The organism is Nonomuraea africana (assembly GCF_014873535.1).
Classification (GTDB): Bacteria; Actinomycetota; Actinomycetes; order Streptosporangiales; family Streptosporangiaceae; genus Nonomuraea; species Nonomuraea africana.
Genome location: NZ_JADBEF010000001.1, coordinates 3368929 through 3389935 on the forward strand (window position 1 = coordinate 3368929; position 21007 = coordinate 3389935).

Genomic DNA, 21007 nt, shown 5'->3' on the forward strand with positions numbered 1-21007 from the left:
CCATCAACTCTGTCCTCGCTCGGCGAGCAGGCCCTCGAGCAACGCGTCGAGCCGGTTCGCCGGAACCCCATCGACCAGGGAGCGGATGCGTTCCCCGTCGTCGGCTAGCTGCCGCCGCCTGTCCAAGTCCTCCTGGATCATCCGCGCCAGGTTCTCCAGCGTCGGCGTGCGGAACACCTTCTGGAGCACCAGCTCGACGTCGTAGCGGCGCTGCAGGTGCACGACCAGCTGCGCGGCGCGAATGGAGTTGCCGCCCAGGTCGAAGAAGTCGTCGTGCAGCCCGACCCTGTCCACTTCGAGGTACTCGGCGACGTGCGCCGCCAGCTCGATCTCCAGCTCCGTGCACGGCTCGGCGTACGGCGTGCCGGATGCCCGTTCCGCCGGGGCCGGAGCGGGCAGCCGCGCCCTGTCGGTCTTGCCGGTCCGGGTCCTGGGCAGTTCGTCGAGCAGCACGAAGCGGTCGGGCACGAGGTAGGCGGGCAACTGCTCGCGCAATTGCCTGCGCACGGCGGGGATCAGCTCGGTGTCCTCGTACAGGGCCTTGTTGCGGCTGACGAGATAGGCGACGAGCAGGTCGCCCCGGACGGCGACCGCGCATTCCCGCACCCGTGGGTTGGCCTCGATGGCCGCTTCGATCTCCCCCGGCTCCACCCGGTGACCGCGGACCTTGACCTGGTCGTCATTGCGGCCGATGAACTGCAGGGTGCCGTCGGGGCGGTAGCGGGCGTGGTCGCCGGTCCGGTAGAGGCGCTCGCCCGGCACGGTGGCGAACGGGTCGGGTACGAAGCGTTCCGCCGTGGCGGCAGCCCGGCCGTGATAACCCCTGGCCAGCGCGGCACCGCCCACGCAGAGCTCGCCCACCGCCCCGATGGGGACCGGCCTCAGCTCCTCGTCCAGGAGGTGCACCCGGGTGTTGGCGATGGGCTTGCCCAGCGGTACCGGGGAGTCGAGGGTCAGCGCGGCCACCGTCACCCACACCGTGGTCTCGGTGGGACCGTACTGCGTCCAGGCCGACCTCTGGGTGGCCGCGAGCTCGGTGGCCAGCCGCTCGCCGACCCGCTCGCCGCCCACCAGCGCCGTGAGGAGCAGGTTGTCGGGGCGCAGCAGCCGCCACAGGGTCGGGGTGGCCGACAGGACCGTGACGCCGCCCTCGATCAACGCATTCTCCAGACCGTCGCCGAGGTCGTCCTGATCGACCAGGTGGATCCGGCCGCCGAGCGCCAGGGTGCCGAAGATCTCGGCGATCGAGGCGTCGAAGGCGGGACTGGCCACCGCGCCGACCACGTCGTCCGGGCCGATGCCGTGCACCTCGGACAGGGAGTACGCGTAGTTCACCACCGCGCGATGGCTGATCTCGACGCCCTTGGGCGTGCCGGTCGAGCCGGAGGTGTAGATCATGTAGGCGAGGTTCTCCGGTCCCACGCGGACGTCCGGGGGCTCGGCCTCCTCTCCCTCGTCCAGGACGAGGTCGGGCTCCGCCGTACCGATCACGACGGTGGCGCCCGAGTCGGCCAGGACCTCGGCGCGGCGGCGCGGACCGTGCGCCGGGTCGATCGGCAGGTAGACCGCGCCCGCTTTGAGTACCCCGAGCGCGGCCACGACCAGGTCGGGCGAGCGCTCCAGGCACACGGCGACCAGCGATTCCACCCCGACGCCCAGCTCGGCCAGGCGTCGCGCGAGCCGGTTGGCCCGGCGGTCCAGCCGGCCGTACGTCAGCGCGCCGGTCACGGCGACCGCCTCCGGCCGCTCGCGGCAGTGCCGGGCGATCAGCTCGTGCAGGCACACCGGCGGCCGTTCCCGCTCCGGGCCGGTCGCCAGGCGTGCCAGCTCCCGCCGCTCCTGGGCGGAGGGCAGGTCGAGCTCGGCGATCGCCTCGTCCGGCCGCGCGAGCAGCGTCCGCACCGTCGCCACGAACCGGCGCGCCAGGAGCTCGGCGGTGTCCCGGTCGAACAGGTCTGTGCGGAACACCAGGCTGCCGTGGACAGTGGGCCGCTCCCACAGGAAGAACTCCAGATCGGCGCGGGCGGTTCGCCAGCCGAGTTGGACCGGCTCCAGCCCGAGCCCGGCGAAGTCGCTGATGGGAGAGGGTGGCTGCATCACGAACGTCACCGCGAACGGCCCGCTCGACGAGGCGTCCCTGGGCAGCTCCAGCTCCTCCACCAGCAGGTCGAAGGGCACGTGCTGGTGCTCAAGAGCCTCCAGGCAGGTCCGTCGGACAGAGGCCAGCAGCTCATGGAAGCTCTGCCTGGTCTCCACGCCGACGCGCAGCCCCACCGTGTTGGTCAGGTTGCCGATCAGGCCTCGCGTCTCGGGCAGGTCCCGGCCCGCGACCACGCCGGCGATCGCGATGTCCCGCACCCCGGTCGTCTGCCTGAGCAGGACGGCCAGCGCGGTCAGCAGGACCATGTACGGCGTGGCGTTGGCCTCGCGTGCGGCGGCGCGAATCGAGGCGTCGTCACCGTCGTCGAAGGGCAGCGCCCGCCAGTCGCCGGCGGTGGTGAACTCCGGCGGCCGAGGCTCGTCGCCGGGCAGCCGCAGCGGGCTGATCCCGGCCAGCCGGTCGCGCCAGTACTCCAGGTCGCCGGCCGAGCCGCCGCTGTTGCGCTCGTGGGCGGCGACGTCGGCGAAGCGGATCGGCAGCGGGTCGGGCACGGGGGCCCGGCCCGCGGCCCTGGCCTGGTAGGCCGACGACAGCTCCAGCAGGGCGACGGCCAGCGCCCAGCCGTCGCCGATGATGTGGTGCACGACCATGACGAGCATGTCCCGCTCGGGCAGCCGGATGAGCAGGAGGCGTGCCAGCGGGCCGGTGGCCAGGTTCATCGGCCCGTCCACCGCCGCTCTCGCCTTGCTCAGGGCTGCCTCGAAAGCCTGTCCGGCGGGCAGGTCACGCAGGTCGACGGTCTCCAGGGACGGCCTGGCCGCCTCGTTCACGAGCTGGAGCGGCTCGTCGTCCACGACCCTGATCACCGTACGCAGCGTGTCGTGCCGTACCACCAGATCTTCCAGCGCGAGCGCGAGCACGGCCGGATCCAACCGGCCGTCGAGCAGCACGCAGTGGCTGAGGTTGAAGGCGGAGGAACCGGGGGTCAGCTGGTCCAGGAACCACAGGCGGCGCTGCGCGTACGACAGTGGCGCGGGGCCGGGGCCGTGCACCGGGATGACCGGTGTCGCCGGTGCCGCGACCCTGCCCTCACGCCACTGGCGAAGCAGGGCCGCTTTGAGCTCCGACAGCTCGGAGCCCTGCTTCGCGTCGCTCACTGTGACCGCTCCCTGAGGCTGAGGGGACGAAGGTCGGTCCAGACCTGGTCGATGTGGGCCAGGCAGTCGCTCCTGGTGCCGCGGTAGCCCGCCTCCCGCCACCCGGCCGGCAGGCTCCGGTCCGCCCACCAGACCGAGTACTGCTCCTCGTGGTTGACCACCACCGTGAAGGTGGCGGCGTCGCTGTTGCTCATCGGTGCTCTCTCCTGTCAGCGCTTGCGCGGGTAACGGTCGGGCGGGTCGAGCTGGCCGTGCCTGACCAGGAAGTCCAGACAGTCGTGCATGTACTTCTCGTTCAGCGGCGCGGGCTCCCAGCCGGTGCCCTTGATGGCCTCGAGCAGGTTCACGCACTCCAGCCGGTTGTCGATGGCGTCCTCGGTCTCCATGGTCATCTCCACGCCGGCGTCGCCGCTGGAGTAGAGCAGGAGCACGGGGACCATCGGGTAGATCGGGTGGTCGGGCCCGGCGTTGATGGCCAGCTCCAGCGCCTCGTCGAACGGCACCACCTCGAAGGGGTAGCCGTAGGAGCGGATCCAGGGGTACAGCATGTTGTGGGAGATCGCGTCGGTGTTCCACAGGTGGAAGATGTTGCCCACCGAGGACTCCTGTTTGGAGGCGTGGACCATGGCCGCGCTCGCGTAGTCCAGCGTGATCGCGTTCATCGACTCGGCGTAGTCGGGCAGGATGCCGAACTCGAGGAAGCCGCGCAGCGCCGTCAGGACGTAGTTCTGCGCGTGGCAGGCGCCCGTCTTGGGGTGCCCCATCATGATCGACGGCCGGAAGATCGTGATCGGCAGGCCCCGCTGCTTGGCCTTCAGGATGATCTTCTCGCTGACCCACTTGCTCTGCGGGTAGCTGAAGGGCACCTGGGGCGGCTTGCTGGGCAGCTCGACCTCGAGGAAGGGCCGGGTCATGTGGCCCGCGATGAACACGTCGATCGTGGAGACGAAGTGCACCTGCTTGGCCTTGTAGCGGGAGGCCAGGCGGAGGATCTCGACGGTGCCGTCCACGTTGGGGGCCTTGAGCGCGGAGTACGGCATGGAGAAGTTGACCAGGGCGCCGTTGTGGTAGATGACGTCCACCAGCTTGGCCAGGTCGTCGAACTGCTCGGGCGACAGCCCGAACAGCGGACGGCCCAGGTCGCCGTTGACCGCCTTGACCCGCCGGTCGAAGCGGTCGTCCCAGGGCACCTCGTACTGCTCGCAGCTGGCCTTGAGCCGGGCCAGCCCGGCGGCCGGGTTCTTGGCGCGCACCAGGCAGTAGATGTCCGCGGTCGTCTGCGCGATGAGCTGGTCGAGCAGGAAGACGCCGAAGTAGCCGGTGCCGCCGGTGAGCAGGACCGCCTTGGGCGAGAAGATCTCGGCCAGCGGCAGGTTCTCGCCGGTGATCGATTCCTCCAGGAACGCCTCCCGGTCCAGGTCGTCGGCCGGGTCGCGGGTGGCGCGCAGCCCCTCGAAGCCCTCACGCTCGAACAGCTCGATCCGGGAGGCCACACCGGCCACGGTCGGGGTGCTGAACAGCGCGTGCAGCGGCAGCTCCAGCCCGTAGACCTGGGCCAGCTTGGCGCCCACCTTGGACAGCTGCAGCGAGCTGCCGCCGAAGGAGAAGAAGTCGTCGTGCAGGCCGACCCCGGGCAGCCCGAGCGCCTCTGCGAACACCTCGGCGATCTCGCGCTCGATGCGCCTGCGCGGGACGGCCTCGCTGGGCACCGTCACGATTCGCACCTGCGGGTCGGGCAGCGCCTTGCGGTCGACCTTGCCGTGCGCGTTCAGCGGGAACTGCTCGCACACGACGATCGTGGCCGGGATCATGTAGTCGGGCAGGATCGTGCGCACGTGCGCCGAGAGCCGCTCGGTGTCCACTTCCCGGCCGGGTTCGGCCGGGAGCACGTAGGCGATCAGCTCGTTCTCGTCGCCGGCCAGGTTGCGCCGGACGTCGGCCACCGCGCTGAGCACCTCGGGGTGTCGCTGCAGCGCGTTCTCGATCTCGCTGAGCTCGATCCGGAAGCCGCGGACCTTGACCTGGGTGTCGGCCCGGCCGATGAACTCCAGCTGCCCGCCGGGCAGGTACCTGGCCAGGTCGCCGGTCCGGTAGAGCCGCCCGCCTGGAGTCGGGGAGAAGGGGTCGGGGATGAACCGGTCGGCCGTCTGGCCCGGCGCGTTCACGTATCCGCGGGCCAGGCCCTCGCCCGCGACGTGGATCTCCCCGGGCACCCCGATCGGGACCGGGTTCAGCTCCTCGTCGAGCAGGTAGATCCTGGTGTTCTGGATCGGGCGGCCGATCGGCACGCTGGCGCCGTCCTCGTCCGCCTCGGCCAACTTCGCGGTCGCCCAGACGGTGACCTCAGTGGGCCCGTAGTCGTTGTAGATCTTGGCCCAGGGCAGCGTCTTGTAGTGGTCGACGGCGAGCTGCGAGGGGAAGACGTCGCCTCCGGCGGAGATGTCACGCAGCGAGATGAGCTTGCGCCCGCCCGCGGCCAGCAGCAGCTGGTAGTAGGAGGGCATGTGGGTGATGTGCGTGACCTGCTCCGCCTGCACCAGGCGGGCCAGCAGGGCCGGGTTGCTCACCTCGTCCTCGTTGGGCAGCACGATCCGGCCGCCGGTGACGAGCGTCCAGTACAGCCCGGCGGCGGAGGCGTCGAAGGTCAGGGAGACCGGGATCGCGTACGCCTCGGGGGCGGGGCGGCCGCCGGCGCTGCGCGCCAGCGTGGAGTTGACGATCTGGCGGTGCGGGACCACGACGCCCTTGGGCTGTCCGGTGGAGCCCGAGGTGTAGATCACGTAGGCGACGTTGGCCGGGTCGGTGCCCGCCGGAGCCAGGCTCGTGGACTCCTCGCCCACCCCATGGACGTCGATCCACGTCTCGCCTGGCTCGGGCCGCGGCGTCTCGGCCTCGGAGTCCGTCACGACGACGGTTTTGATCCCCGCGTCCGCGATCATCGCGCGGGTGCGCTCGACCGGCTGCTCGGGGTCGAGCGGGACGTAACCGCCGCCCGCCTTGAGCACACCCAGGAAGGCCGCCACGGTGGCCACCCGCCTGCCGGCGATGACGCCGACCAGAGTCTCCGGGCCGACGCCCTCGGCGCGCAGACGGTTGCCCAGCCGGCTCGCCCACTCGTCGAGCTCGCGGTAGGTCAGCCGGTCAGGGCCCGCCACCACGGCCAGCGCGTCGGGAGTGCGCGCCACCTGGTCGGCGATGAGCTCGTGCAGGCACCGGTCGCCGGGGAAGGGGCTGTCGGTGCGGTTCCACTGCTGGATCACCGTGTCCAGCTCGCGGTCCGACAGCATGGGCAGGCGGTGGCTCGGGCTGCCGGGGTCGGCCGCGGCCGCGGCCAGCAGCACCTCTATGTGGCCCAGCACCAGGTCCACGGTGTCCGGCTTGAACAGCTCGGTGCTGTAGTCGGCGTGCAGGTCGAGGCTGCCGTCGGCGCCCTCGACGAGGTGCACGCTCAGGTCGAACGCGGACAACCCGACGTCCGCCTGGGTCACGATCCAGGTCGAGCCGCCCGAGGCCTGCGGCCGGGCCGCCTGGTGGGGGACGAACCTGACCTGGTGCAGCGGTGCCCTGCCGAGGTCGGTGTCCGGCTGCACCTTGTTGACGACGTGCTCGAACGGGATGAGCTGGTGGTCGCGGCCCTTGGCCCAGGCGGCATGGACCCTGCGGACCAGCTCCTCGAAGGTGGGCTCGTCGGCCAGGTGGGCACGGACGACGAGCGTGCTCTCCAGCGGTGCCAGGATCTCGCTCTGCGTGTGGTCCCGCCCCGGCGCGGGGATGCCCACGGCGATGTCACGCTCGCGGGTGTAGCGGCCCAGCACCTCCGCGTAGGCGGCCAGGAGCACCGACGCCTTGCTCGCCTCGCACCGTCCGGCCAGCTCGCCGACGCCGCGCGCGGTCTCCGCGCCGAGCGTACGGCTTCGCCTGGCGCCGCGCAGGGACGGCATGCGGCCCACCGGCCTGGGGTGGTCGGTGGGCAGATCGACGGGCGTGATCCCGGCGAGCGCCTTGGCCCAGAAGGCCAGCTGGCGGCGCGCCAGCGGGGTGCGCAGCCAGGCCTGTTGCCGGTCGACCACTTTGGTGTAGGGGATCCGGCTGGGCTGCGGCTCGGGCCGCTCGCCGCGGCGAACGGCGTCGTAGGCCTCCAGCAGCTGGCCGACGATCAGGTCCATGGCGACCTCGTCGCAGACCACCTGGTGAGCCGTCAGCACCACCTCGTGCCGGTCCTCCTCGACCCGGATGGCGGCTGCCCGGAGCAGCGGCGCCGTCTCCAGGTCGAAGGGGCGGCCCGCCTCACGGTGCCTGACCTTGCGAAGCTCCTCGGCGCCGGCGACAGAGAAGGTCTTCAGCTCCGGCGCAACGGCTCCCGCGTCGGCGACGGGCCGAACCGGCCTGCCCTCGATCGACAGGAAGCGTGCTCGCAGTTCCTCGCGCGCGTCCGTGAGCGCGGCCAGCGCCGACCGCAACGCCTCGTGATCCAGCTCTCCGTCCACCTCGAGCACGCGAACGACGTGTGTGGGCAGCTGGGGTGCTATCTGATGCAACACCCAGTAGCGGCGCTGCGCGGGCAGCAGCCGCTCCCCGCCCTGGTCGCCGTCCTGGCCGAGAAGCTGTGCCAGGAGCGCGCGTTTGTCTTGTTCCGATAGCCGGCTGACCTCATCGGCAACTGTTGACACCGCACCGCGTCCTCTCTGTCGGGCGCAATTCATTGCGACTATCCAGTTCTAGTCACATTAATAAGCGGGAATGCCGTGCGGCCGTTCCTGAAGGACATCTTGCGTACCTGTCGGAATCGAAAGATCTGTCTGGGTTTCTTGACGAGATCGGCCGGCGGTCCGAAGAATTCGAGGTGCTGGCGCTCGATGATGAGGGCTATGCGGAGGCGGTATCACGCCCTACATCCTCGACTTCCAAGCCCTGCCCGGGAACCGGAGAGGAGGGGATCGACGTGCGTTACCTCCACTAATGAAAACCGGCGGATCGCGGCCCGATTAATTGCACGAATTCGGGCCGCGATTCCCGCCCTCGCCGGACGAATCAGAGTCGGCCCTCAGGCCAGATGGGGCAGGTCGTCGTGAGCAAGCGAGACGAGTTGTTCAACCCGCTCGACCCGGAAGTCATCCGCGATCCGTATCCCACCTACCGCAGGCTCAGGGAGACCGATCCGGTCTACTGGCACGAGCAGCTCGGCGCGTGGATCCTCACCCGGCACGCCGACTGCACCCACGCGCTGAAGAACCCCGACCTGTTCACCACCGACTTCAGGAAGGTCGGCGTGCCCACCCCAGGGCCGCTGCTCAGCCTGCAGACGCTGGACCCGCCCGACCAGACGCCGCTGCGGCACTTCGCCATCGACGCGATGCGCGCGCAGGACTTCGGCGAGCTGGAGCGGGACGCCTGGCAGCGGGCCGAGGCCCTGCTCCACGAGCTCCGCAGCCGGGGCACCTTCGACTTCGTGCACGACTTCGCCACGCCGTTCACGCTGGGCACCATCTCGCGTCTGGTGGGCATGCCGCCGCCCGAGGCCGACGAGGAGTGGCGGCGGCGCAACGACCAGCTGCACCGCAGCATGGACGCCGGGCTCGACCCCGACAGCGAGGAGGCCGGCCTGGCCGCTCGCGAGGCCTTCAGCGACTACGTCGCCCGGTGGCTGGCCGGCGAGCCCACCCAGGGCATCTCGGCCTACGTGGCCGACAACCGCAGCCAGCTCGACTACTCCGACGAGGTGCTGTGCAACTCGCTGCGCGCCTTCTGGCACGCGGGCTTCGAGGTGCCCGCACGATTCCTCGGCAACGCGGTCACCACCCTCCTCCGGCACCCCGAACTGCTGGAAGCCACCCTGGAGGACGTCGACACCGCGGTGGAGGAGCTGGTCCGCTTCTCCGGCCCGGTCCACGTGGTCAGCCGTATGTGCACCAAGAACACCGAGCTCGGCGGCCGGGAGATCAGCCGCGGCGACCTCGTCGTCACCGTGCTGGCCGCCGCCAACCGCGACCCTGAGCGCTTCGACCGGCCTGAAGAGCTCGACCTGACCAGGCACCCCAACCCGCACCTGGGCTTCGGCCGCGGCACCCACTCCTGCCTCGGCAACGCCGTGGCAAGGATCGAGGGCCGGGTCGTGCTCACCACGCTGTTCCGCGCCTACCCGGACGTGCGGCTGGCGGGCGAGCTGCAGTGGTGGGAGAACGCCACGCTGCGCGGGCTGTCCCAGATGCCGGTCAGCCTGGGCCGGGTGTCCGCGACGATCGGCTGAGGGAGAGGCCATGAGCACCCGCCATAGCAGTGCCGTCCCCATGGCGCTGCTGGCCGATCCCGTGGAGCGCGCCCCCGCCCTGCTCCGCCCCTCCCTGTGCGGGCTCTGGGCGGAGGGCCTGGCCGCCCTGCACGCCATCGTGGCCGCCGTGGGCTCGGGTTCGGGCAGGCCGGTACGGCAGGCGGCGGTGGCCACCGATGCCGCGGCCAGGTCGCTGGCGGCGGCCGTACCCTTGCCTGATCCGTCGGCGTTCCCGCCGCCCGTGCCCGTGCATTCGGACTATTTCCGCATCCGGCACGCTCCGCTCACCGCCGAGCAGCAATCAACGATGGCCGCGATCCTGATCTCCCGCACGCTCGCCGACCTCGACTTCGCCATGCTCGACCCGAACGACCTCCTCTGCGAGGTCGAGAGCATGATCACGGTGATGGAGCTGCTGCGCCCGCAGCCCAGCCACGAACTCGCGGACGCCCCTTCCACGAGCGTGCCGGAATCGTGGTACGTGCCCGGCGGCGACTGGATGGACCGCTGGTTCCTGGCCCACCACTTCTACTTCCTGCTCAACCTGCTGGCGGCCGAACGGCTCGACAGGGCCGCGGAGCTGGTCCGCGACGGCCGCGACGAGCCCGCCGCCGCGACCATGGATCAGGCGGCCGTGCTGATCAGGGGATTCACGGCGGCCATGGTGCACTCCTGCGCCTTCCCCGCCCGCTACTACCTGGACGTGGTCCGGCCCACGATGGCTCCGCCGTACGTCCGGACGAACCTGACCGGTGTCATGCAGCTCGAGCACCGCAGGTATCGCGCCGCGCTCGGCCGCCTTCTGGAGGAGCTGGCGGCCCCCTACGACGAGCTCGCCGCGTCCGCACCCGCCCTCGCGGCGGCCAGGAACGCCGTGCTGGAAGCCGACCTGATCGACCTGGAGCGGCACGTGATCGTGGCGGACACGATGGTCGGCGGAGAGCGTTCGCTGGTCCAGCCGGGCACGACCGTCCAGAACGCCGCCAGCACGCTGCGCAAGATGCGCCACCTGCGTGCCGCGACCTACTGCCAGTACATGCGGTTCGGCGACCGCTGGGTGACCGCGACCAGCCGCAGACCAGATGAGGTGACGACCAGATGACCGTGTCCCAGACACTCGCCACGGGCCGGGAGATCAACCCCGACGCGCTGCCGAAGCCCGACCTGTACCAGCTCATCACCTCCCTCGTCGTGCCGCGGCCGATCGCGTGGGTGTCGACGCTCTCCCTGTCCGGCCGGCGCAATCTCGCGCCCTACTCCTACTTCAGCCTCGTCGCCGACCACCCGCCGCACATCGCCGTCAGCTCCATCGGCGAGAAGGACACCCTGCGCAACATCCGCGCGACGCGGGAGTTCGTCGTCAACGTCGCCGACCGCAGCCTGCTCGACGTGCTCGACCGCTCGGGCTCGTCCTTCCCGCCGGACCTGGACGAGTTCGTCGAGGTCGGGGTCACCCCGGCGCCGTCGTCCGTGGTGCGCGCGCCCCGGGTCGCCGAGGCCAAGGCCCACATGGAGTGCAGGCTCGTCGACGTGCACCCCGTGGGCAACGGCAACCTCGTGATCGGCCGGGTCGTGCACATCCACGTGGAGCCCAGCGTGTGGGACGACGGGCGGGTCGACAGCGCGCTGCTGGACCCCGTGCTCCGGCTGTCCCGACGCTACGGACGGCTCAGCGCAGAGATGACGCCCGAGGAAGAACCCGCACCACACGTGTACACGTGACGCACACCCACGGAGCTGCCCGATGGCGATCACCGACCGACCCCCCACACTCCAGCCCACCACGCAGGGCCTGGCGAGCAACCGCCTCGGCATCCCCGCCGTGGTCTACTTCGTGATCTCCGCGACGGCCGCGCTCACCGTGGTCGCCGGGGGCGTGCCGGCTGCCTACGCCATCACCGGCGTGACCGGCCTCCCCCTGGCCTTCCTGCTCCTGGGTGCGGTGCTCGCGCTGTTCTCCTTCGGCTATCTGGCGATGGCACGGCGCGTGAAGAACGCGGGCGCCTTCTACGCCTTCGTCGCGCACGGGCTGGGCAAGCCACTCGGAGTCGGTGTGGCCTGGATGACGCTGCTCGCCTACAACGGCCTGCAGATCGGCCTCTACGGGCTGGTCGGCGCCGCCACCAGTCCCTTGATCGCCGAACTGTCGGGCCTGACCGTCCCCTGGTGGGGAATCGCGCTCGTGGCCTGGGCCGTGGTCGCGGTGCTCGGCATGCTGCGCGTGGACGTCAACAGCAGGGTGCTGGCCGTCCTGCTGCTCGGCGAGCTCGCCGTCGTTCTGCTCTTCAACGCCGCCAACCTGCTCAACCCTGCCTCCGGTGGCCTGGATCTCGCACCGCTGACCCCGCAGCAGCTCTTCGTTCCCGGGGTGGGAGCGCTGTTCGTCTTCGCCATCGCCTCCTTCGCGGGCTTCGAGTCCTCGGCGGTCTTCACCGAGGAGGCCAAGAACCCCGCGCGGACCATCCCGGTCGCCACCTTCCTCGCCCTGGCCATCCTGTCGGGCCTGTACGCCCTGTCCGCCTGGAGCACCGCGGTCTCCACCGGCACCGGCCAGGTCGTCGCGCGCTCCCAGGGCGAGAGCTCCGCGCTGTTCTTCAACCTGCTCGGCGCGAACGCCGGGGCGGCAGCGGCTTCGATCGCCTACATCGTCTGGTCGACCAGCGTGATCGCCTCGCTGATCGCCTTCCACAACGCCATCGCCCGCTACGTCTTCGCCCTCGGGCGCGAGCGTGCCCTGCCCGCCGTCTTCGCGCGCACCTCCCGGCGCAGCGGCGCGCCCGTGGCCGGATCCCTGGCCCAGAGCGGGGCCGCGCTGGTCGTCATCGTGCTGTGGGCGGTCGCCGGGCTCGACCCCGTCCGGCAGCTCTTCGTCGCGGTCGGCAGCTTCGGCGGGTTCGGCACCCTGACCCTGCTCGTCATCACCTCCGTCGCAGTGATCGTCTTCTTCGCCCGGCGGCCGGGCGTCGAGAGCCTCTGGCGGCGGCTGATCGCCCCCGGGCTGGCCGCCTCCGGGCTAGGCGTCGTCCTCGCCTTCGGGCTGGGCAACTTCGACACCGTGCTCGCCGTCGACCCCGGCTCCCCCTGGCGATGGATCCTGCCCGCGATCTACCCGCTCGCCGCCGTCGTCGGCGCGATCTGGGCGCTGCGTGTCCGCGCCAACCGCCCCGACGTGTACGCGGGCATCGGGCTCGGCGCCGGCAGGGAGGCGTGAGCAATGCGGAAGATCCTGCATCCCGCGCTCTGCCTCATCGTCGGCACCTGTTTCGCCCCCGTGCCCGGAGCGGCCGCCGTCTCGGAGGACGAGCGGCCCGCCACCGGGGGCACGGCCGAGGCGGTGACGTCCGACGACAGGCGGCCCGTCGCCGAGGGCACCGGCGGCGCCGTGGCCACCGTCGATCCCGACGCCAGCCGTACTGCCATCGAGATCCTCCGGCGAGGAGGGAACGCCGCCGACGCCGCGGTCGCCGCCGCGGCCACGCTGGGCGTCACCGAACCGCACATGACCTCCATCGGAGGCGGCGGCTACCTCATGTACTACGAGGCCCGCACCGGCCGTGTCCACAGCCTCGACGCCAGGGAGAGCGCCCCCGCCGCCATGCGGGAGGACTCGTTCCTGGAGAACGGCACGCCCATCCCCGAGGACGAGATCGTCACCAGCGGCCTGACCGTGGGCGTCCCCAGCGTGGTGCACCAGTGGGAGACGATCCTGCGCACGCTCGGCACCATCTCGCTGCGGCAGGCGCTGCGCCCGGCCATCCGCGTCGCGCGCTCGGGCTTCCTCGTCGACGCCGAGTTCAACGCGCAGACCGCGTTGAACCAGGACCGCTTCGCCGACATCGGCTCCGCCAAGGACCTCTTCCTGCCCGGCGGCCGGCCGCCGCCCGTGGGTTCCGTCTTCCGCAACCCCGACCTGGCCCGTACCTATGAGGAGCTGGCGCGGCACGGGGCCGACTGGTTCTACCGCGGCCCCGTCGCACGGGAGATCGTACGGACCGTCAAGCACCCGCCCGCCGAATCCTCCGGCCGCCGGATCCGCCCCGGCCTGATGGCCACCCGTGACCTGGCCGCCTATCGCACGCTGTCGCCTTCCCCCACCCGATCCCGCTTCCGCGGCCTCGAGGTGTACGGCATGCCGCCGTCCTCCTCCGGCGGCACCACCGTGGGCGAGGTGCTCGCCATCCTGTCGGCCATGGACGCGCCTTCCGACCGGGTCGAGGCGTTACACCGCTACCTGGAGGCGTCCCGGCTGGCCTTCGCCGACCGCGAGCGCTACGTCGGCGATCCCGACTTCGCCGACGTGCCCGTGTCCGAGCTGCTCTCCCCCGGCTTCGCCCGCGAACGCGCCTGCCTCATCGGCCCGGCCGCGATGGCCCACCCCGCCGCCCCCGGCTCACCCGACGGCTCCTACCAGCCGTGCCAGGCTCCCGGCGCGCCGTCGGCCGCCGCCCTGTCCGCCGAAGGGCGGCACACCACGCACCTGGTCGTCTCCGACCGCTGGGGCAACGTGGCTTCCTACACCATCTCCCTCGGTGAGATCGGCGGCAGCGGACTCGTCGTCCCCGGACGTGGCTTCCTGCTCAACAGCCAGCTGTCGGGATTCACCTTCGACCCTTCGGCCGGCGGGCCGAACCTGGCCGGGCCAGGGAAGCGGCCGCGATCCTCCATCGCGCCGACCATCGTGCTCCGTGACGGCCGGCCGCTGTTCGCCCTGGGATCGCCGGGTGGCACGCCCATCATCACGACAGTGATCCAGATCCTGCTCAACCGGGTCGACTTCGGGATGCCCCTGCCCGAGGCACTGGCCGCTCCCCGGGCCAGCCAGCTCAACCTGCCCGTCACGCTCGCCGAACCCGGCTTCACCGAGGAGTACGGCTCCGCGTTGACGGCTCGCGGCCATGCCTTCGAACCGCCCCCCTGGGCTCCCTGGCCGCTCGGCGCCGCCACCGCCCTGGAGTTCCTCGACCGCGACCGTGTGCTGGCCGTGGCCGAACCCACCCGCCTCGGCGGCGGCAGCGCCCTCGTCGTCCGCCCCTGACCCCACTGGCCTCGGCCGGGCGATCCAGCTCCCGGCCGAGGCAGACCTGACTGATGCGGGACGCCTGCTTCGCTGCACGCCCCTTCACGGCTGTTTCACCCTTGAGATCAACCGGCGGATTCAGCCACCTCCGGGCCGTGCGGGCGTCCTGGGAGCGTGCCCTCGACGCTCGGTTCCCGCTGGCCTGCGGATTCGCGTCACGTTCCGGAGGGGCAGGAGGAAGGTGTCCGCCGGGAGCGCCACCGCATAACCGGGTGTCCGAGGAAGCGCCCCCGACACGCCACGACGCCCGGCCGGGATGGTGCCCGGCCGGGCGTCGCTGGTACCAGCCGACGCGGGAGGCGTCAGCCAACGGGCTCAGCCAACGGGGTCCGGCGCGGTCGAAGACCCGCCGGCCGACATCGCGGCGGGAGCCTGCTGCCGGGGCAGAGCGAGTGAGCAGACCGCGACGACGGCGGGGAACACCAGCGCGGCCAGGAAGCCGGCGCGGTATCCGGCCACCGCGGCGTCGGCGGACCCGACGGCGGCGGAGGCGGCCTGGACGGCGACGAGGTTGAGCGCGGCCAGCCCGAACACCCCGCCCAGCTGCTGGGAGGTCGAGAGCAGCCCGGAGGCGAGCCCCTGCTGGTGGTCGGCGACCCCGGTCGTGGCCACGAGCATGCCGGGGGCGAAGCCCAGCCCGCCACCGATACCGGAGACGAGCAGCCCGGGCACGACGTGCAGCAGGAAGCTGCCCTCAGCCGGGACGGTGGCCAGCAGCAGCGAACCCGCGGCGATCAGGAGAGCGGAGGCGAGCAGCACGTTCCTGACGCCGAAGCGCGCGACGGCGGCCCCCGACTTGAGCGCCACGACGGTGATGACGGCGGACACCGGGGCGAAGCTCAGCCCCGCCTGCAGTGCGCTCGCGCCGAGCACCTGCTGCATCACCATCGCGGCCAGGAAGACGGTGGCCATGACGGTGGCGGACGAGGCGAAGCAGATCACGTTGCCGAGGGTGACGTGCCGGTTGCGGAAGAGCCCCAGGGGAACGATAGGGTCCTGCACGCGCCGTTCGGTCACCCAGAACGCCCCGAGCAGCACCACCGCGGCCAGCCCGAGCAGCGCCACGGGGGCGGAGAGCCCCTGCTTCGCGGCCTGGGAGGCGCCGGTGACCAGGAGCACGAAGGCGCCGGTGAGCAGGGCGGCGCCGACGACGTCGGTCCGCCCGGAGGCCCGGCCGGGAGTGGCGGAGACGCCGAACAGGACGGCCAGCAGGACCAGGGCGGCGATCGGGAGGTTGACGAAGAAGATCCACTCCCAGCCCGCCAGGCCGATCAGCACGCCGCCGAGCAGCTGGCCCGCCACGGCGCCGCCGGCGGAGACGGCTCCCCAGACGCCCATGGCCTTGGCCCTGCCCTCGCCTTCGCCGAAGCTGGTGGTGACGATCGAGAGCGCGGCGGGCGAGACGAGGGCGGCGCCCAGGCCCTGCAGGCCGCGCGAGGCGAACAACATCCAGCCGGTTTCGGCCAGCCCGCAGCCCAGTGAGGCGACAGCGAAGACGATCAGGCCGAGCACCATCAGCTTGCGGGCGCCGAACAGGTCGGCCATCCGGCCCGCCGTGACCAGGAAGCCGCCGAACGCCAGCGCGTAGGCGGTCCCGACCCACTGGATGTCGGCCGGGCTGATCCCGAGGTCGGGCTGGATCGTGGGCAGTGCCACGGCCACCACGGCCACGTCGAGGATCAGCATGAACTGTGCCAGGCAGAGCACGGCGAGCAGGATGCCCGGACCGCGGCTCGTCGATTGCGTTGAGGTCATCTGTAGTCCTCCGGATTGATCTGTCCTTGCGATGGCCCGAAAGCGACCTTGCGGTACCGGCCCCAGTCGGGCCGGGATCCGTCGAGGTCGGTGAAGCCGTACTCGCCGGCCAGCTGCCATGAGGACAGCACGCGGCCGTTCCACCTGGCCACGTCCGGGTCCGCGGCGAGGGCGGCCACCGCCCTGCCCACGTAGTGGGGCGACTCGGCCATCGCGAAGTGGCGATCCTTGGCGACGGCGTCGCGCCAGTTCTCCTCGGTGACGCCGAAGCCCTCCAGCATGGCCTCCGAGCGGAGAAAGCCAGGGGTGAGCGCGACGGCGGTCAGGCCGTGCTTGCCGAGATCCTCGCCGAGCACCCGGCCCAGCCGCCGCACCCCGGCCTTGACCACGTCGTAGAAGAGCGAGCCGTAGTAGTCGTCGCCGTCGCCGTCGGTGATCTCCACGACGAGCCCGCCGCCCCGCCGTACCATCAGCGGAACCAGGCGGTGCAGGGAGACCAGGTGACTCTGGATGCCGTTGCGCCAGGCGGTCAGGGCGCTCGCCAGGTCGTGCTCCCAGAAGGGCTTGCCCCACTCCACGAGCGGGTCGCCACCCCACACGTCGTTGACCAGGACGTCGAGCCTGCCCCCCACCTCCGACTCCAGCCGCTCGCGCAGCGCGTCCACGTCGGCGGGCTCGGTGAAGTCGCAGCGCACGGGGATGCCGCGCCCGCCGGCCGCCTCGACGAGCTCGGCGGTCTCCTCGATGGTCTCGGGCCGTCTCATGGCGGAGGGCCGGTCGCGCGTGGACCGGCCCGCCGCGTAGACGGTGGCGCCCAGCGCGCCGAGGCTGACCGCGATGCCGCGGCCCGCCCCTCGGGTGGCGCCCGCGACGACGGCGACGAGGTCCGCGTGCGTCACAGCGCCCCCGCCCACAGCCCGAAGGCCAGCCCGGTGGGTTCGGTGAGGCAGGCGAAGGCACCCGATTCCGCGTCGATGAAGGTGGGCGGGATGTCCACCCGCGCACCGAGCCGGGCGGCCAGGTCGACGGAGGCACGCAGGTCGTCCACGTAGGCGTAGACGAGGGTGCCGGGCGGGCCGCCGGGCGCCGAGTCCGTCGCGGTGATCATCCCGATCTCGTCGGCCCCGTTCCACACGGTCACGCCGAAAGACTCGAACGGTTTGAAGTTCCAGCCGAGCAGCGCGCCGAAGAAGGCGGTGGCCGCTTCGAGGTCGGGGGTGCGCAGCTCGAACCAGTCGACACGTCCGGGGATCACGATAGGCCGCCGTAGTGCCGGTGCGAGGCGACGAGGTAGTCGGTGACCAGGGTCTTGGCGTCCGGATCGCTCATGATCGCCAGGATGATCTCCGGCGCCAGGCCGACCGGGTGCTCCAGGCCGTCGTAGAAGCCACGGGCCGCCGCCTGGTAGTGACCTTCGAACAGGGAGGTGTCGGTGTGGGACGGGAGGCGCAGCCCGGCCTCGATGGCCGCGGACACGCCGTGGAAGGCGAACTCCTTCACCGCCTCCTCGACGGTCAGCGACTCGATCGGCCGCCGCTCGGGCGTGAAGTGCGGCAGCGCCTCGGCCAGGCTCGCGCCGCCCAGCAGGTCGTCGACCACGAGCCGGGCGATCTCGGGAGAGCAGTGGAACCCGTCCCTGTAGGTGCCTGCGACCACGGTGAGCCCCGCCACGGAGGTGCGTCCGATCAGGGGGTAACCGTCGACCGCCACGGGCCGGTTGCCGACCAGCCAGCGGCGCACGTCGGAGAAGAACAGCCGCTGGTCGAGCTGCTCGCGGGCGACCTGGACGAGGAACTCGCTCATGCCGACGTCCTGGACGTAGGCGGGCGCGCTGTAGACCAGGTTGGTGGCGCCGATGTACTCCACGCCGTCGCCCTGCGGGACCAGGTGCAGGCCGCAGGAGCCCGAACGGTTGGGCGTGCGGACCACGTGCTGGAAGCCGGGGTGCGCCTGCCGTACCGTCTCCACGGCGATGCCCTTGCCGCACAGCACGGGCGGCACGCTGCCGGGCGGCAGCACGTCGAGGAGGGATCGGCTGAACGCGCCTGCGGCCAGCACGACGCTGTCGCAGGCCAGCACCTCGCCGCCGGCCAGCCGCACGCCGGTGACCCGCCCACCGCTCGTCTCGACCCCGGCGACCTGGTCGTCGACCGTGCCGACGGTCAGCTCCGCCAGCGCACGCTCGAGCGCCGCGAGCACCTCGCGAGCGTCGATGGCGCCCTCTCTGGGCAGGTGTACGGCACGCAGCGGCCTGGCCTCCGCCAGCGGCCGCAGGCCCACCACGTCCTCGGGGTCGATCTCCTCGTGCGGCTCGTCGAACTTGGCGGCGGCGCTCAGCAGGGCGGCGAAGTTCTCGTCGTCGAGGTGCCCGGACTTGGCGTTCAGCAGCACCGTGGTGCCGGTGGGTGCGCCGGCACCGAGCTCGCCGTTCCCGGACGCCTCCGCCAGCCCGGCCCGCCAGTCGGGCCAGGCGTCCAGGGCGTCCTTGCAGAGCTGGAACTTGGCCTGCCCGGCGGGCGAGAGCAGGGTGTACTTCGTCACCTCGCCGAAGCAGTTGAGCATGGCGCCCGCGGCGACGGACGCGGCGCCCGCCCGCTGCGCGGGGCCCACGATCAGGACGCTGGTGCCGGGGGCTCGCCTGGCCAGTTCGTAGGCGATGGACATGCCGATCACACCGTTGCCGACGACGATGCAATCGGCTCTTCGTGCGCTCATCTCATGGCTCCCAAGGGTCGAAGGATTGCGAGAAGACCAGGGCCGATCCGTCGGAGACCAGGTGGCCGGTGCCGGTGCGGATCTCGGAGGGGAGGAAGTTCGGCAGCAGGTGGCTGGTGTCGTAGTAGCGGTGGAACACCGGGGTCTGCGAGCCCGACATCGGCGGGACGATCCAGCTCCAGTCCGCCGGGCACCTGCGGCCGGCCCGCTCCTCCCGGTTCAGGTGGTTGATGAAGCGCTCGGATTCGGTGTGGTGATCGGTGACGGTCACCCCCGCCTGGTGGAAGGAGTGCAGCACCGCGCGGTTGACCTCGACCAGCGCGCGGTCCCTCCACAGGTGGTGTTCGGCCGAGGTGTCCAGGCCGAAGATCTCGGCCACGGCGGGCAGCACGTCGTACCTGTCGCGGTCGGCGAGGTTGCGTGCGCCGATCTCGGTGCCCATGTACCAGCCGTTGAAGGGGGCGGCGGGGTAGTCGATGCCGCCGATGCGCAGCACCATGTTGCTGATCGCGGGCACGGCGTGCCAGCGTAGGCCCAGGCCGGCGAAGGCGGGCGCTTCCGGGTGCACGATGGGCACCTCGAGCACGGCCTCGGGCGGCAGCTCCACCAGGAGCGGGTCGCGGCCGGACGAATGAATGATCAGGGGCAGCAGGTCGAAGGGGCCTCGCGGTTCGGGCGGCTGCCAGCCCAGCGACGCCGAGGCCGCGGTCAGCCCGACGTTGCGCGGGTCGCCGACGACCCCCGAGGGCGTGCGGTATCCGGCATACCTGATGAGCTGGTCGTTGCGGATGCGCGGCCCGGGACGGCCGGGCTGGTCGGGTGCGAACACCGTGATGACCGGGCGGATCCGGCCGCCGTTGGTCGCGGCGTCCAGGTGTTCCAGGCATCCGGCCGCGACTCCCTCGGCGTCGCCGACCAGGCGCCGGTCGAGCACCTTGAGACTGCGCCAGTAGAGCCGCCCGATGCACCGCGCGGAGTTGCGCCAGGCCACTCGCGCGCCGAAGGTGAGCTCGGCCTGGGTGTGCCAGTAGGTGCCCGAGTCCTCGATCTGCGCGCGCACCTGCAGCAGCCGCCTGCCCAGGCCGTGGCCGCCCAGTTGTTCGTGATGGTAGAGGCTGACGAAGCGCTCCGCCTCGGCCAGCAGCCGCCGGACGGCGAGGTCACGCCGCTCCCTGACGGGCCACAGCGTGGCCGTGCGCGGCGCAGGCGCGGCGTTCTTCCCGCTCACGGTCACTTCGACCCTCCGGTCAGACTTCATGGAGCTCGAGCTGGTAGCCCAGCCCCCAGACGGTGCGGATCACCAGGCCGAGGGGCTGGATGCGCCTGCGGATCCGCATGATGTGGAGGTCGAGCGCGTTGCGCAGCGACCTGCCCGACCGCTCCGGCAGGCACTGTTCGAGTTCTTCGCGGCGCACCACGTCTCCGAAGCGGTTGACCAGGCACTGGAGGAGATCTGCCTCCGTCGGGGAGATCGCCGCGGACCGGGAGGCGTATCTGATCACCCCGATGGGGTCCACCTCCGGAACCCGGTCGACCCGCACGCGGGCCCGCAAGGTGGCGACCCGCGCCTCGAGATCGTCGCGGCTGATCGGCGGACGGACCCAGTCTTCCTTGGCGTCACCGCAGAACGGCGGCTTGGAGCCGCCTTCGACGATCAGCAGCCGCGGCACACCCATGGCTCGGAAGTACTCTCGGCGGCTCTCCTCGGCGGGCCACCGAACAAGTACGACGTCGATGTCCTTGTGCGTGGACCGCATGTGATCCCACCTTTGTCGGCCGGTTTCGTGCGTACCCATCGGCAACTGGGACTCTAACAAAGCCACTACATATTCTTGAACCTGCCCGAATGGCTATGCCCAGCCGTACACCTTTGGGTGGGGATGCGTGGACCTTTCATCCGCTAACAGATTCTTTAGCGGACTAACAGACGAGAG

The 21007-nt window shown here is 71.4% G+C and carries 14 protein-coding genes; 5 read left to right on the plus strand and 9 right to left on the minus strand.

Going from position 1 to position 21007, the window contains the following annotated elements; genetic code table 11:
• Positions 1–3 precede the first annotated feature (3 nt).
• Genes H4W81_RS15975 through H4W81_RS15985 form a run of 3 tightly spaced genes read right to left on the minus strand, consistent with a single transcriptional unit; the run spans position 4 to position 7928 of the window.
• A complete protein-coding gene (locus H4W81_RS15975; protein ID WP_192775531.1) occupies positions 4–3258 on the minus strand; it encodes a non-ribosomal peptide synthetase in 3255 nt (1084 codons plus the stop codon).
• The gene (locus H4W81_RS15980; protein WP_192775532.1) at positions 3255–3452 is read right to left on the minus strand and encodes an MbtH family protein; all 198 of its coding nucleotides are present in this window, start codon (positions 3450–3452) and stop codon (positions 3255–3257) included. Before H4W81_RS15980 ends, H4W81_RS15975 begins: the two co-directional genes overlap by 4 nt.
• A gap of 15 nt (positions 3453–3467) precedes the next feature.
• Positions 3468–7928 (minus strand): amino acid adenylation domain-containing protein, encoded by a 4461-nt coding sequence (locus H4W81_RS15985; protein ID WP_192775533.1) that lies wholly within the window; start codon positions 7926–7928, stop codon positions 3468–3470.
• Positions 7929–8326: 398 nt separating this feature from the next.
• On the opposite strand from H4W81_RS15985, the gene H4W81_RS49335 reads away from it, so the two are divergent.
• The 5 genes from H4W81_RS49335 to ggt are packed head-to-tail and all read left to right on the plus strand — an operon-like array spanning position 8327 to position 14561.
• Complete coding sequence (locus tag H4W81_RS49335) at positions 8327–9505, plus strand: cytochrome P450 (RefSeq protein ID WP_192775534.1); 1179 nt, start codon at positions 8327–8329, stop codon at positions 9503–9505.
• A 10-nt stretch (positions 9506–9515) separates the two neighbouring features.
• Positions 9516–10628 carry a hypothetical protein gene (locus tag H4W81_RS15995; protein WP_192775535.1) on the plus strand — a complete coding sequence of 371 codons (1113 nt, stop codon included), beginning with the start codon at positions 9516–9518 and terminating at the stop codon, positions 10626–10628.
• Positions 10625–11248 carry a flavin reductase family protein gene (locus H4W81_RS16000; RefSeq protein WP_192775536.1) on the plus strand — a complete coding sequence of 208 codons (624 nt, stop codon included), beginning with the start codon at positions 10625–10627 and terminating at the stop codon, positions 11246–11248. Before H4W81_RS15995 ends, H4W81_RS16000 begins: the two co-directional genes overlap by 4 nt.
• Before the next feature lie 22 nt (positions 11249–11270).
• Positions 11271–12737, plus strand: coding sequence for an APC family permease (locus H4W81_RS16005; protein ID WP_192775537.1), 1467 nt, complete (start codon positions 11271–11273; stop codon positions 12735–12737).
• Positions 12738–12740: 3 nt separating this feature from the next.
• Positions 12741–14561 (plus strand): gamma-glutamyltransferase, encoded by a 1821-nt coding sequence (ggt, locus tag H4W81_RS16010; RefSeq protein ID WP_192775538.1) that lies wholly within the window; start codon positions 12741–12743, stop codon positions 14559–14561.
• A gap of 357 nt (positions 14562–14918) precedes the next feature.
• Here ggt and H4W81_RS16015 read toward each other — a convergent pair whose 3' ends face one another.
• Genes H4W81_RS16015 through H4W81_RS16040 form a run of 6 tightly spaced genes read right to left on the minus strand, consistent with a single transcriptional unit; the run spans position 14919 to position 20830 of the window.
• On the minus strand, positions 14919–16358 hold the full coding sequence (locus H4W81_RS16015; protein ID WP_192775539.1) for an MFS transporter: 1440 nt from the start codon (positions 16356–16358) through the stop codon (positions 14919–14921).
• On the minus strand, positions 16355–17257 hold the full coding sequence (locus tag H4W81_RS16020) for an SDR family oxidoreductase (RefSeq protein WP_192775540.1): 903 nt from the start codon (positions 17255–17257) through the stop codon (positions 16355–16357). Before H4W81_RS16020 ends, H4W81_RS16015 begins: the two co-directional genes overlap by 4 nt.
• Entirely contained in the window at positions 17254–17613 is a 360-nt protein-coding gene (locus H4W81_RS16025; RefSeq protein WP_192775541.1) for a VOC family protein, read from the minus strand. Before H4W81_RS16025 ends, H4W81_RS16020 begins: the two co-directional genes overlap by 4 nt.
• Positions 17610–19073 carry an NAD(P)/FAD-dependent oxidoreductase gene (locus tag H4W81_RS16030; protein WP_192775542.1) on the minus strand — a complete coding sequence of 488 codons (1464 nt, stop codon included), beginning with the start codon at positions 19071–19073 and terminating at the stop codon, positions 17610–17612. The genes H4W81_RS16025 and H4W81_RS16030 overlap by 4 nt, the downstream gene beginning before the upstream one ends.
• Before the next feature lies 1 nt (position 19074).
• Positions 19075–20331 (minus strand): nitric oxide synthase oxygenase, encoded by a 1257-nt coding sequence (locus H4W81_RS16035; RefSeq protein WP_192775543.1) that lies wholly within the window; start codon positions 20329–20331, stop codon positions 19075–19077.
• Positions 20321–20830 carry a winged helix-turn-helix domain-containing protein gene (locus H4W81_RS16040; RefSeq protein WP_225958652.1) on the minus strand — a complete coding sequence of 170 codons (510 nt, stop codon included), beginning with the start codon at positions 20828–20830 and terminating at the stop codon, positions 20321–20323. Before H4W81_RS16040 ends, H4W81_RS16035 begins: the two co-directional genes overlap by 11 nt.
• Positions 20831–21007 lie beyond the last annotated feature (177 nt).

Excerpts from the sequence above, each read along its gene's own strand:
- H4W81_RS16000 (WP_192775536.1), top strand. The coding sequence starts at position 10,625 with ATGACCGTGTCCCAGACACTCGCCACGGGCCGGGAGATCAACCCCGAC.
- H4W81_RS16035 (WP_192775543.1), bottom strand. The coding sequence starts at position 20,331 with ATGAAGTCTGACCGGAGGGTCGAAGTGACCGTGAGCGGGAAGAACGCC.
- H4W81_RS16030 (WP_192775542.1), bottom strand. The coding sequence starts at position 19,073 with ATGAGCGCACGAAGAGCCGATTGCATCGTCGTCGGCAACGGTGTGATC.
- H4W81_RS15995 (WP_192775535.1), top strand. The coding sequence starts at position 9,516 with ATGAGCACCCGCCATAGCAGTGCCGTCCCCATGGCGCTGCTGGCCGAT.
- H4W81_RS16040 (WP_225958652.1), bottom strand. The coding sequence starts at position 20,830 with ATGCGGTCCACGCACAAGGACATCGACGTCGTACTTGTTCGGTGGCCC.
- ggt (WP_192775538.1), top strand. The coding sequence starts at position 12,741 with ATGCGGAAGATCCTGCATCCCGCGCTCTGCCTCATCGTCGGCACCTGT.
- H4W81_RS15980 (WP_192775532.1), bottom strand. The coding sequence starts at position 3,452 with ATGAGCAACAGCGACGCCGCCACCTTCACGGTGGTGGTCAACCACGAG.
- H4W81_RS16015 (WP_192775539.1), bottom strand. The coding sequence starts at position 16,358 with ATGACCTCAACGCAATCGACGAGCCGCGGTCCGGGCATCCTGCTCGCC.
- H4W81_RS16005 (WP_192775537.1), top strand. The coding sequence starts at position 11,271 with ATGGCGATCACCGACCGACCCCCCACACTCCAGCCCACCACGCAGGGC.